Origin of the sequence: Antarcticimicrobium sediminis (genome assembly GCF_004348975.1) — a bacterium.
GTDB lineage: Bacteria > Pseudomonadota > Alphaproteobacteria > Rhodobacterales > Rhodobacteraceae > Antarcticimicrobium > Antarcticimicrobium sediminis.
In genome coordinates, this window is record NZ_SMFP01000011.1 from 58,307 (window position 1) to 70,066 (window position 11,760).

The window sequence follows — 11,760 nt, forward strand, 5'->3', positions numbered from 1 at the left end:
CGGGCGGGCCTTGGCCTGCCCGACGGCATTTTCCGGTGTAGGATGGGCAAGGGCCCGCCGCTCCGGGCTCAAACGGAGGAAAATTCATGCTCGATCTGATCAACGTCAGCTATGACACGCAAATCCCCAACAACGTCGGCCTCAGCTCGGACAAGCGGGTTCTCAAGGCGCTGGAGAAATGGCACCCCGGGTATATCAACTGGTGGTCCGACCTGATCCCGCAGAACTTTCAGCAATCGCTGGTCTATCTGCGCACCGCCGTTTCGGTCGACCCCAAGGGCTGGGCGAAATTCGACTATGTGAAGATGCCAGAATACCGCTGGGGCGTGCTGCTGGCACCGCAGGTCGAGGGGCGCACCATCCCCTGTGGCGAGCATTTTGGCGACCCGGCGTGGCAGGAAGTGCCCGGCGAATATCGCAACCTGCTGAAACGTCTGATCGTGATTCAGGGCGATACCGAGCCGGCCTCGGTCGAACAGCAACGCTTCCTTGGCCTGACCGCGCCGTCGCTTTACGACATGCGCAACCTGTTTCAGGTCAACGTCGAAGAGGGCCGCCACCTTTGGGCGATGGTCTATCTGCTGCACAAGTATTTCGGTCGCGATGGTCGCGAAGAGGCGGATGATCTGTTGCTGCGCTCGTCTGGCTCGGAAGAGGCACCGCGGATGCTGGGGGCCTTCAACGAGGAAACGCCGGATTGGCTGTCGTTCTTCATGTTCACCTATTTCACCGACCGCGACGGCAAGATGCAGCTGGAAAGCCTGGCGCAATCGGGCTTTGACCCGCTGTCGCGCACCTGCCGCTTCATGCTGACCGAAGAGGCGCACCACATGTTCGTGGGGGAAACCGGCGTCGGTCGGACCATCCAGAAGACCTGTGAGGTGATGAACGAGCACGGGATCGACGATCCCTATGATATCGACAAGATCCGCAGCTTTGGCGTGATCGACCTTCCGACGATCCAGAAGAAGCTGAACCTGCACTATACGCTGTCGCTCGACCTGTTCGGACAGGAGGTCTCGACCAATGCCGCCAATGCCTTTAACGCCGGCATCAAGGGTCGGTACATGGAGCATCGCGTCAAGGACGACCACAAGCTGACCGAAGACACCTACAAGGTCTGGGATATGGTCGACGGCAAGCTGGTGCAACATGACGTCCCGGCGCTGACCGCGATCAACATGCGCCTGCGCGATGACTATTCCCGCGATGCCGCCGGTGGAGTGTCGCGCTGGAACAAGATCATCGAAAAGGCCGGTGTCGCCTTCGAGATGAAGCTGCCGCACGAGGCCTTTAATCGCAAGATCGGGGTCTTTGCCGAAAAGCTGTTTGATCCAGAGGGCACACTGGTTACGGGCGCGGAGTATGACGCCGGCATGAAGGAGTGGCTGCCGACCCATGCGGATGGCGATTTCATCCAAAGCCTGATGAAGCCGGTCACCGAACCCGGCAAATATGCAAGCTGGATCGCGGCACCGAAGGTCGGGATCGACAACAAGCCGGGCGATTTTGAATACGTCAAGCTGCACATGGCCTGATACGTGACAGAGACCGGTCTGGGCCCCGCGCCCGGGCCGGGTGTCGCAAGCCGTCCGGCGGTTTTGCGGAGACCGGCAAAGACATGCTAGACAGGGAATCGAAAGCGCGCTTTCGGGATCCGGTCGGGCGGTCGGCTCTACACGAGCCGCAAGCAAGACGCGAACACGACTCAAGCACGACGCCAACACAACGGGAGCATCTGACATGACGATCAGCAGGACCAAATCCGAAACGCCCCGTTTGAACGCGCTGTCGGTCGAGATATCGCAGCTGAACGGGCCCTGCGTCGGCTGCGACGATTGCGGCGGCCTGTGCGTGGCGCTGATCGATGCGCTGGTCTTGCCGGACGTGATCCTGAGAAAAAAGCGCGAGAGCCAATGAACAAGCCGCTGAAACAGCACCTGATCGACCCCGAAATCTGCATCCGCTGCTATACCTGCGAAATGACCTGCCCGCTCGAGGCGATCGAGCATGACGACAACAACGTTGTGGTCGATGCCTCCAAGTGCAACTTTTGCATGGATTGCATTCCGGTCTGCCCCACCGGCTCGATCGACGAATGGCGGGTGGTAAACGATCCCTATTCGCTTGATGAGCAGTTCGAATGGGACGAATTGCCCGCGCAGGCGGATATCCAGACCGCCGGTGGCGAGGTCGAGACCGGGATGGAGGCACTGGACGAGGCCATGGCCGCGCTTTTGGCCGAGGCCCATGCCGGAGCTGGCGGCAAGGCGAAAGCGCCCGCCTCGGCCTCCAAGCCGACGGTCAACATGTACAACCTTGGCAAACCGGCAAAAGCGGTGGTGCAGGGCAACTATCGCCTGACATCGGAGGACTCCGACAGCGACGTGCGCCACATCATCCTTGATCTGGGCGGCCTGCCGTTCCCGGTGCTGGAGGGCCAAAGCGTCGGGATCATTCCGCCGGGCACCGATGACGAGGGCAAGCCGCACCTGCCACGTCTTTATTCCGTCTCCAGCCCGCGCGACGGGGAACGGCCGAATTTCAACAACCTGTCCTTGACCGTAAAACGGGACGAGGGTGGGCTTTGCTCCAACTATGTCTGCGATCTGAAAAAGGGCGACACGGTTCAACTGACCGGCCCGTTCGGGGCGACCTTTCTGATGCCCGAAGATCCGCAGGCGCGGCTGTTGATGATCTGCACCGGCACCGGCTCGGCCCCAATGCGTGCCTTTACCATGCGCCGCCAACGCTCTGTCGGGGCGAAATCGGGCGGCATGGTGATGTTCTTTGGCGCCCGCACCCCAGAAAGCCTGCCGTATTTCGGGCCACTGAACAAAGTGCCCGACACCCTGCTGAAGAAACATCTGGTGTTTTCACGCATCCCCGGCGCGGCCAAGGAATACGTGCAGGACCGCATGAGGGCCGAAGAGGATGTGGTGGCCGAGATGATCGCCGATCCCAACACGCATATTTACATCTGCGGCTTGCGCGGTATGGAGGAGGGCGTCGAAAAGACGCTGACCAATATCGCCGAAAGCATCGGCCAGCCTTGGGGCGCGCTGCGCGATACCATGCGCAACGAGGGCCGCTATCACGTGGAAACCTATTGAATGACACAGACCAACGAAGCGGCGGTGCCGCCGCCGTTCGAGCATGAGATTCGCGTCACCTGGGCCGATTGCGACCCGGCCAAGATCGCCTATACCGGGCGGCTGCCCTATTTCGCGCTGGATGCGATCGACGCCTGGTGGGAACATCACCTTGGCGGCGGCTGGTTTCATCTGGAACTTGATCTGGGTTTTGGCACACCCTTTGTGCATCTGAGTCTGGATTTCGTCTCGCCCGTGACGCCGCGCCATCGCCTGATCTGCAAGGTCTGGCCCAGCAAGCTGGGCACCAAGTCGATCGAGTTCCGGGTGGATGGCTATCAGGATGGCACGCTGTGCTTCAAAGGCCGGTTCGTGAATGTCTTTACGGTTTCCGAGACCTTTGCCTCGCAACCGGCTCCGCCCGAGATCCGCGCCCTCGTGACGCCTTTGCTGCGGCCATGACCTGCGCGCGCGACCTGTTGCGGGAATCTTCCGCAGGATAGTGCAGGTTTTGACTGTCGTTCGGGGAAAGGGTTTGAATGCGCCCGGACCCCGGTCTAGTTTTGTGCAATATTTTTCATAATCGACCGGTGGCATGACCGAAATCACCAATTTCCGAGGCGAGGCGACACCGCAATCGCAGGCAACCCGGGTCGAGGCCGAGGTTGCGGCGTTGATCCAGCGGGTTGGCGAGCGTGTGCGCCGGGCCCGCGAACGGCGCGGCATTCCGCGCCGGGTGCTGTCGGACATATCGGGGGTCTCGCCACGCTATCTGGCACAGCTTGAGGCTGGCGAGGGCAATATCTCCATCGGCCTGTTGCAGCGGGTGGCCTCGGCGCTTGATCATCGGATCGAATGGCTGATCGGCGAAGAGGATCCGTGGAACTCGGAGGCCTTGCGGGTGGCGGATATGTTCCGCAGTTCCAGCTCTGACGTGCAGCAGGCAATCCTGCGCCAGCTCAACCCGGAACCGGCCGAGACCCTGCGCGCCCGCCGCATTTGTCTTTTGGGCCTGCGCGGCGCCGGGAAATCGACCCTTGGCGCGCTGGCCGGACAGGCGCTGAACATCCCCTTTGTCGAACTCAACGGCGAGATCGAGGAACAGGCCGGCATGCCGGTCGACGAGGTGATGGCACTGTACGGGCAAGAAGGCTATCGTAAGCTCGAGGCGCAGGCGATCAGCCGCATCATCGCCACCCATGACAGCATGGTTCTGGCGGTCGCCGGTGGCATCGTGGCCGAGCCCGAGACCTATAACCTGTTGCTGGGCCATTTCCACACCATCTGGCTCAAGACCTCGCCCGACGAGCATATGTCGCGGGTGCGGGCGCAAGGGGACGAACGGCCAATGTCCGGCAACCCCGAAGCGATGGAGCAGCTCCGCTCGATCCTGACCAGTCGCGAAACGCTTTATGCCCGCGCGCAGGCGCAGCTGGATACCTCTGGTCGATCGGTCGAGACCTCGCTGGCGCAGTTGCTGGCGCTGATCGAAGATCGCAAGTTTCTGGGCTGAGCATGGACACCGCTCTGGTCGTCGGTGCCGGACCTGCCGGGGTGGCGGTCGCGCTGCTATTGAGGCGGGCGGGGTATCGTGTGGATCTGGCCGAGCTTGACGTGGATACCGCACGGCGGGTGCGCGATATGCTGGCGCAGGCCGGGCTGGATCTGGCGGTGATCGACGGGCCGGGTACTCCGCAATCCGCAACCCTTGTTGTCGAGGCGCTGGAGGAGGAGCCGGATCAGCGCGCCCCGGTGCTGGCCGATTTACTGGCCACCTGTCGCGCCGATTGCCTGCTGTTGTCCACCACGCTGACCGGGCTGACCGGGCGCGTTCTGGGGTTTCGCCTGTCTGCTCCCACTGCTTTGCGCCGGTTGGTCGAAATCGCCCCCGGCCCCGAAACCGAGACGCCGCAACTCGCCACCGCCTTTGCCTTGGCCCGCGTTCTGGGGCGTCAGGCCGTTGCGGCCCCCCTTGATCGCCCCTCGATCGGCACGCGGTTGATGCAGCGGCTGTACGAGATGGCGGACATGATGCTGATGGACGGTGCCATCCCGCATGAGCTGGACGAGGCGATGGTGGCGTTCGGCTGGGACATGGGCCTGTATGAGGCGCAGGATCTGGTCGGGCTGGCGCAGGCCTATGGCGCGCGCAAGGCGCAGGCGTCCACACGCGATCCGCGCCGCCGCTATATCCCGATTCAGGACCGTATGGTCGAGGAAGGACGGCTGGGCAAACTCGCCGGGGTGGGCTGGTATCGCTATCCCGGCGGCGGCGGCGCGGTGATTGATCCGCTGGTCGAGGATCTGGTGCGCGAAGAGGCTTGGTTCGCCGGCATCGCCCCGCGCCTGTTCACCGCGCAGGAGATGCAGGAGCGGCTGGCGCTGGCGCTTTTTCATGAGGGGGCATTGATGTTGGCCGATGGCACCGCCACCGCCGCTGGCGATATCGACACGGTCAGCGTTGCTGGCTTGGGTTTTCCTGCCGGGCGCGGCGGGGTGATGGCCTATGCCGAGGCGCTGGGCAGGGATGCGGTGCGGCAATCGCTGGAACCGCTCGCAGACGCGGACCCGGTGATCTGGGCACCGCTGCCGCCTTTGGCCTAGTCCCGCTTCAGCGTATCGCCAAAGCTGATCTTGGGGGTCAGAACGATCTGGCTCTCGACCTCGCGCGGTGGGGTTTCCAACCGCGCCACGATGATCTCTGCCGCCTTGCGGCCGATCTCCAACCGGCAGGCGTCCATCGTCGCCAGTTGCCGTGGGAGCCCCTGCAACAGTTCGACCCCGTTGAACCCGGCAAGCCCGATCTGACCGGGGATGTCGATGCCCTTTTCCAGCAGGTAAAGCAGCCCACCCGCCCCAATCATATCATTGGAGTAATACAGGAAATCCAGATCCGGCGTGCGCGCCAGCATCTCGGCGGTCATTTCCCGCCCCTTGGCGAGCGCCGAGCCGCCAGAATAAAATGCGCGGTCGGCAATCTCGATCCCGTGTTTGGCAAGCTTTTCGGTGAACCCCTCGAACCGTTTCCGCGCCCGGTGGTCCAGCGGCATCTTGGTGCCCAGAAAGCCGATTCGACGATAGCCGGCCTCGACGATGGCGCGGGCGATCTCGCGTCCGGCGCGGCGGTGCGAAATCCCGACCATGGCATCAATCGGCGTGCCGTCGGTGTCCATGATCTCGACCACCGGGATGCCTGCGGCCCTGAGCATGGCGCGGGCGGCCTCCGAATGTTCCAGCCCCGCGATGATCACGCCAGAGGGGCGCCACGACAGCATGTCATACAGCACCCGCTCCTCCTTTTCGGGCAGGTAGTCGGTGACGCCGATCACCGGCTGCAGCTCGGTATGTTCCAGCACCTTGTTGATGCCGGTCAAGACCTCGGGAAACACCATGTTGGACAGCGACGGGATGATCACCGCGATCAGGTTGACCCGATTCGAGGCCAGCGCGCCGGCGATCTTGTTAGGCACATAGCCCAGCTCTTTGGCGGCGGCGAGCACCCTTGCGCGGGTGGCCTTGGAGACATCACCGCGGTTGCGCAGAACCCGGCTGACCGTCATCTCCGAGACACCCGAAGCCTCGGAGACATCGCGCAGGGTGAGCGGGCGTTTGTTTTCAGCCGTCACGTTTGACCCTTTTTGTCGGAATGTCCCGACGTTACCGCGAAGCACCGATCCTGTTCAAGCATCTGTAAAAACGGTGACAAGTGGGATAAACCTGTCTAAACACCGGTTTCGTCGGCCCCGTGGCTCAACTGGATAGAGCAGCCCCCTCCTAAGGGGCAGGTTACTGGTTCGAATCCAGTCGGGGTCACCACCGCTTTTCCGTCTGTCACAGGGGCAATTTTTGGCCGACGCCGGGGCGGGTGCGCACAACGCGGCGACGCTTTTCCTTGCTATCTGAGCGCAAATCGCGTAGTGGCTAAATCTGCAACGTTTTTTCCGACCGCATCCTGTCTCCCGCAACGGCTTCAGTCTGCTTCTTCGAACTGACTGAGCCAGGTTGCCGCGTTCTGTGGGCAACACATACTATGAGGAGACGTCACGATGGCTAAAGGCACCGTGAAGTGGTTCAACCAAACTAAAGGCTTCGGCTTTATCGCACCCGAGTCCGGCGGCAAAGACATCTTTGTCCACATTTCCGCTGTTGAGCGGGCTGGCATCAGCCACCTCGACGACGGCCAAGCTGTGACCTTTGAGGTCGAAGCTGGTCGCGACGGGCGCGAATCTGCACGTGATCTGGCACTCGCCTGATCCGTTACGACACTGCGAAGGCCCGACCGTTTTGGTCGGGCCTGACCTTTTGGGGGGAAGATGGCGCGTAAGGATAAGTATGATGCAGTGTTTCGGGCCCCGGCACCGAAATCACTAAGCCCACACGACAGGGCGACCGCAGAATCAAAGCGGATTGTCGAGGCAGAGACCGCAAAACGCGCGACGCTCACCGCCACACTCAAGGCAGCGCGCCTGGCCAAAGAGGCCGGAGACGCAGCGCCCAAACCAAAGAAATCAGCCGCAAAGAAGCCTGAGCCGGAGACTGACGGCGCTTCCTGACGGCATGCCGACTCATCCGCAGCGGATAGTCAGCGGATGCTCTTCGGAGTGTGAACGGCGAAGAAATTCCTTTGCCGTTTTCGCGTTTCTGATCCCCCCCCTGTTCCTGATCATATTGGCCGCTCTCCAGTGGCGCACCCGCTTGCGGGCCACGCCTGATTCGCCGTTTGCGTGGGGGAAACCGTATCGCATCAAACCGGTCGAGGGAGCGCGCGGGCAAAGCCGGGTGCGAGTCCTTGTGGTCTCAGACGGGTTGGGTCGCCACCGTTGCAGACCCTCACACCATTCGGATCACATCCTTTTCGATCGCCAGCATATAGCCGCGCCGGGCGATGTTCTTGACCAGAAGTTCGCTCACCATCTGGTTGCCCAAGGTGTCGCGCAACCGCTTGATTCGCGTGGCCCCGGCGGCCTCGTCACAATCCGACGAATCGCGCCCCGAGACCACGGCTTCGATCTCGGCCCCTGACAGCACCTCGTCATCCAGCCGCGCCTCGGCCAGAACCGACAGGGTTTCCATTGCGGCGGCGGTCAGCTTGAAGTCCATGTTGTTGAGGTAAACGGTGTTTTCCTCGCGGCTGATCAGCAGCGAGTTGACCTGAATGCCGGCCCGTTCAACCTGAGCCATGCGTCGGTTCAGCCCGGCCAGCAGCACCAGAAACACCAGCGCGGCCACCATCATCGCGGTGGCAAAGACCAGCAGAACAAAGATCACCATACGGTAACTGGCCAGCGTATCGGCAAAGGCGGTGCCGGATTGGGCGAGGATTTCCAACAGCTTGATTTCGGTGCCACTGGTCAGATCGCTTTCGACAAACAGCCGCTCGACCCGCGCATTGAATGCGTTGGCGTCAGGTAGGGTCAGCAGCAACACCACGCCCGCGACGATCAGAATCGCTACGATGGCCGCGATGCCGACCACCACGATCCGGGCGCCGGGGCGGCGCGGCTCAGAACCGGAGATAGAAACGTCCGGCATTGGCCCTCCTCCCTTGCAGCCCTTCGGGGCCAAAGACCGACACCACATTCAGCAGTGTCCAGCCGTTCTGTTGCAGCCGGGCCGAAACCTCGGCCCGCGCAGATTGACGGTCGCAGCCGCCGCGCAGTTGCACAATGCCATAGTGCAGCTTCAGCGGGTTGTCGCGCTTGGCCTTGTAATCGGCATAGCACTCGGCCGCCGAGGCCGGGGCGGCCAATGCGGTTGCCACCAGACCGGCGATCAGGGCGATGGGGAGCAGGATCTGTTTCATTGGATCATCCTGACTGGAGAATGGCGGTCATTCAATAACCACAGGGCTTTGCGGTGGCTGTTATCCGATATCAGCGGGCCGTTATTGCCTGTCTGAGCGCCCCGGGGCGAGGGTGGATGCATCACCGCCACGGATCAAACACCGTCGGCACCGCAACGGATCGCACCCATGAAAGGATCCTCCAATGACACGCAAGGTTTTCTCGCACCGTTCCTTCATCGCCCTGATCTCGGGCCTCGCGCTGACAGTGGCCATCACCGGCGCCACCGCCGCCCCCGCCCGCGCTGATAACGACGCGGCGCGCATCTTTGCCGGTCTGGTCGGACTGGCGATCATCGGTGCCGCCATCGAGGACAGCCGCAATGATCGTGGCCCTGTCGTTCACCAGCGCAGGGTGGTGGTGCATCAGCCGCCGCAGCATGTTTATCAGCAGCCGCGTCCGGTCTATCAGGCACCACGCCCGGTCTATCAGCCGCCGCGCGCCTACGCGCCGCAGCATCAACATCACACCCGCGTTCAGACCCCGCCGCGGCGTCAGGTGATCGTGCGCAAAAGGGTCGTCAACAAGCGCATCGTGCATGTTCATCGCTGACATGCGGCAACACCCCCGACAGGGATTGCAAGGGTGGCCACCGGGGCCGCCCTTTTTTTGTATGGGGGAGTTGAAACTCACCCGCCTATCGCATCATATGCGCTGATCCTGATCCGGACAGGACCCCGCTTGGCTGCCGCGTTTGTTTCGACGCCCCAGCGGGGCCGCGCGCGACAGCGTACGCGACCGACGTCACCCCGAACCGGGCGACGCGGGGCCCTGCCCATCCAACCTCGACATGCATGGGCCGCGCAATGAAACCCAAGATTCTGACCACTTTGAAGACCTATACGATGCCCGATTTCAGCGCCGATGTGCTGGCGGGGATCACCGTGGCGATGGTGGCGCTGCCGCTCAGCCTTGCCATCGCCATCGCCTCGGGGGCTGACCCGGCGTCGGGTCTGATCACCGCGATTGTGGCGGGGTTCCTGATCTCGGCCTTTGGTGGCAGCCGGGTGCAGATCGGGGGGCCGACCGGGGCCTTTATCGTGGTGGTCTACGGGGTGGTCGCGCAACACGGCTATGACGGGCTGGTGCTTGCCACCCTCATGGCCGGGCTGATCCTGTTGGTCGCGGGTTATCTCAGGGCCGGCAGCCTGATTGCCTATGTGCCGGAACCGGTGATCAACGGCTTTACCATCGGGATCGGGGTGATCATCGCCACCAGCCAGATCAAGGATTTCTTTGGCTTTTCAATGGAAACGGTCCCTGCTGATTTCATCGAGAAGATACCGGCGCTTTGGCACGCGCGCGACACGGTCAACTGGGAAAGCTTTGGCATCGGGCTGTTGACGATGGTGGCGATCGTGGCGTTGCGGCGGCTGTTCCCGCGGTTTCCGGGGCTGATCGTTGCGGTCGGGCTGGGCTCGGCGCTTGCCGCGATCTTCACCTTGCCGATTGATACGATCTTTTCCCGGTTCGGGGCGCTGCCCGATCACCTGCCGATGCCGTCCCTTCCCGAACTGTCCTATGCGCGGGTGATCGAATTGCTGCCCTCTGCCGCGGTCATCGCCTTTCTTGCGGCGGTGGAATCGTTGCTCTCGGCGATGGTGTCGGACCGGATGATCGGCGGCAAACACCGCCCGAACGCGGAAGTGCGGGCACAGGGGCTGGCCAATATCGGCTCGGCCTTGTTCGGCGGGCTGCCTGCGACCGGGGCGATTGCCCGCACCGCCACCAACGTGCGCGCCGGCGGCAAGACGCCGGTGGCCGGGCTGGTGCACGCGCTGACCATTCTGGTGGTGATGATGGTGGCCGCGCCGCTGGCGGGCTATCTGGCGATGCCAGCGCTGGCCGCGTTGCTGATGCTGACGGCCTGGAACATGAGCGAGCCTGACAAATGGCACGTCTACATGAAGGCGCGGATGTCGGACCGGGTGCTGCTGCTGCTGACGCTGGTGTTGACGGTGGTCGCTGACTTGACCGTCGCAATCGGCGTCGGTGTGGCGGTTGGTCTGGCGCTGCGCTTGCGCCGCCGCGACGTGCCGCCCGCCGACTGGCACACGCCGGATCGTTGAGCGGATCAATCAATCCCTCTTGTGCTGCCCCGGGTGACGGGGCAGCAAGGCACGCATGAGCCATCCTGATTACAGCCTTGAACAGGCATTGCACGCGCAAGGGCACCTGCGCATCGCCGGCGTTGACGAGGTCGGCCGCGGCCCCATCGCCGGCCCGGTGACCGCAGCGGCCGTTATTTTGAACCCCGACGCCATTCCCCCGGGGCTGAACGATTCCAAAAAGCTTACCGCGCGCCGCCGCGAGACGCTGGACCAGCTGCTGCGCGACTCCGCCGAGTTTGCGATTGCCCATGCCAGCGTTGCAGAGATCGACGAGATCAACATCCTGCGCGCCAGCCATCTCGCGATGCAGCGCGCCGTTGCCGCGCTGGATCCGGCCCCCGATTTCCTGCTGATCGACGGCAATATGATCCCTGCCGGGCTCACCCTCCCGTCGCGCGCCGTGATCGGTGGCGACGCGCGCTCGGTGTCGATTTCGGCGGCCTCGATCATGGCCAAAACCCGCCGCGATCGGATGATGGTGGATTTGGCGCAACAGCATCCGGGTTATGGTTGGGAAAGAAACGCGGGATACCCGACGAAAAGCCATAAAGAGGCGCTGCAAAATCTCGGTGTCACCCCACACCATAGACATTCATTCAAACCGGTACACAATATCTTGTATCAAGAGAAATACCTAAGTGACTGATTCAAAAAAGAAATTGACGTCGAATCGGGATTGACTCATCCTTGTCGCTATAAAACGAGCGCACCAAA

Annotated in this window: 13 protein-coding genes and 1 tRNA gene; 11 read left to right on the plus strand and 3 right to left on the minus strand. The window is 62.6% G+C overall.

The window, feature by feature from the left end; all coding sequences use genetic code 11:
• The first annotated feature begins 86 nt into the window (after positions 1–86).
• The 6 genes from boxB to E1B25_RS15870 all read left to right on the plus strand — a co-directional run bounded on the left by boxB (position 87) and on the right by E1B25_RS15870 (position 5,696).
• On the plus strand, positions 87–1,538 hold the full coding sequence (boxB, locus tag E1B25_RS15850; RefSeq protein ID WP_132830497.1) for a benzoyl-CoA 2,3-epoxidase subunit BoxB: 1,452 nt from the start codon (positions 87–89) through the stop codon (positions 1,536–1,538).
• A 205-nt stretch (positions 1,539–1,743) separates the two neighbouring features.
• A complete protein-coding gene (locus tag E1B25_RS22190) occupies positions 1,744–1,920 on the plus strand; it encodes a hypothetical protein (RefSeq protein ID WP_165937641.1) in 177 nt (58 codons plus the stop codon).
• On the plus strand, positions 1,917–3,113 hold the full coding sequence (gene boxA, locus E1B25_RS15855) for a benzoyl-CoA 2,3-epoxidase subunit BoxA (RefSeq protein ID WP_132830498.1): 1,197 nt from the start codon (positions 1,917–1,919) through the stop codon (positions 3,111–3,113). The genes E1B25_RS22190 and boxA overlap by 4 nt, the downstream gene beginning before the upstream one ends.
• Positions 3,114–3,554, plus strand: coding sequence for an acyl-CoA thioesterase (locus tag E1B25_RS15860; protein WP_132830499.1), 441 nt, complete (start codon positions 3,114–3,116; stop codon positions 3,552–3,554).
• Positions 3,555–3,687: 133 nt separating this feature from the next.
• The gene (locus tag E1B25_RS15865; RefSeq protein WP_132830500.1) at positions 3,688–4,605 is read left to right on the plus strand and encodes a helix-turn-helix transcriptional regulator; all 918 of its coding nucleotides are present in this window, start codon (positions 3,688–3,690) and stop codon (positions 4,603–4,605) included.
• Between the two features lie 2 nt (positions 4,606–4,607).
• The gene (locus E1B25_RS15870; RefSeq protein WP_132830501.1) at positions 4,608–5,696 is read left to right on the plus strand and encodes a 3-hydroxyacyl-CoA dehydrogenase family protein; all 1,089 of its coding nucleotides are present in this window, start codon (positions 4,608–4,610) and stop codon (positions 5,694–5,696) included.
• Here E1B25_RS15870 and E1B25_RS15875 read toward each other — a convergent pair.
• Positions 5,693–6,718, minus strand: a complete 1,026-nt coding sequence (locus tag E1B25_RS15875) for a LacI family DNA-binding transcriptional regulator (RefSeq protein ID WP_132830502.1) — start codon at positions 6,716–6,718, stop codon at positions 5,693–5,695. The genes E1B25_RS15870 and E1B25_RS15875 overlap by 4 nt on opposite strands.
• A 113-nt stretch (positions 6,719–6,831) precedes the next feature.
• Here E1B25_RS15875 and E1B25_RS15880 point away from each other — a divergent pair.
• Together E1B25_RS15880 and E1B25_RS15885 are read left to right on the plus strand one after the other, a co-directional pair.
• A tRNA-Arg gene (locus E1B25_RS15880) sits at positions 6,832–6,908 on the plus strand.
• Positions 6,909–7,138: 230 nt separating this feature from the next.
• Entirely contained in the window at positions 7,139–7,345 is a 207-nt protein-coding gene (locus E1B25_RS15885; RefSeq protein ID WP_132830503.1) for a cold-shock protein, read from the plus strand.
• Between the two features lie 577 nt (positions 7,346–7,922).
• On the opposite strand, the gene E1B25_RS15895 is transcribed toward E1B25_RS15885, so the two are convergent.
• Entirely contained in the window at positions 7,923–8,624 is a 702-nt protein-coding gene (locus E1B25_RS15895) for a winged helix-turn-helix domain-containing protein (RefSeq protein ID WP_132830505.1), read from the minus strand.
• Entirely contained in the window at positions 8,596–8,895 is a 300-nt protein-coding gene (locus E1B25_RS15900) for a hypothetical protein (protein WP_132830506.1), read from the minus strand. Before E1B25_RS15900 ends, E1B25_RS15895 begins: the two co-directional genes overlap by 29 nt.
• 184 nt (positions 8,896–9,079) lie before the next feature.
• On the opposite strand from E1B25_RS15900, the gene E1B25_RS15905 reads away from it, so the two are divergent.
• The 3 genes from E1B25_RS15905 (at position 9,080) to E1B25_RS15915 (ending at position 11,692) form a co-directional block, all read left to right on the plus strand.
• Positions 9,080–9,487: a hypothetical protein gene (locus E1B25_RS15905; protein ID WP_132830507.1), complete on the plus strand. Its 408-nt coding sequence runs from the start codon at positions 9,080–9,082 to the stop codon at positions 9,485–9,487.
• A gap of 254 nt (positions 9,488–9,741) precedes the next feature.
• Positions 9,742–11,004 carry a SulP family inorganic anion transporter gene (locus E1B25_RS15910; RefSeq protein WP_132830508.1) on the plus strand — a complete coding sequence of 421 codons (1,263 nt, stop codon included), beginning with the start codon at positions 9,742–9,744 and terminating at the stop codon, positions 11,002–11,004.
• 55 nt (positions 11,005–11,059) lie between these two features.
• Positions 11,060–11,692, plus strand: a complete 633-nt coding sequence (locus tag E1B25_RS15915) for a ribonuclease HII (RefSeq protein WP_132830509.1) — start codon at positions 11,060–11,062, stop codon at positions 11,690–11,692.
• The last annotated feature ends 68 nt before the right edge of the window (positions 11,693–11,760 follow it).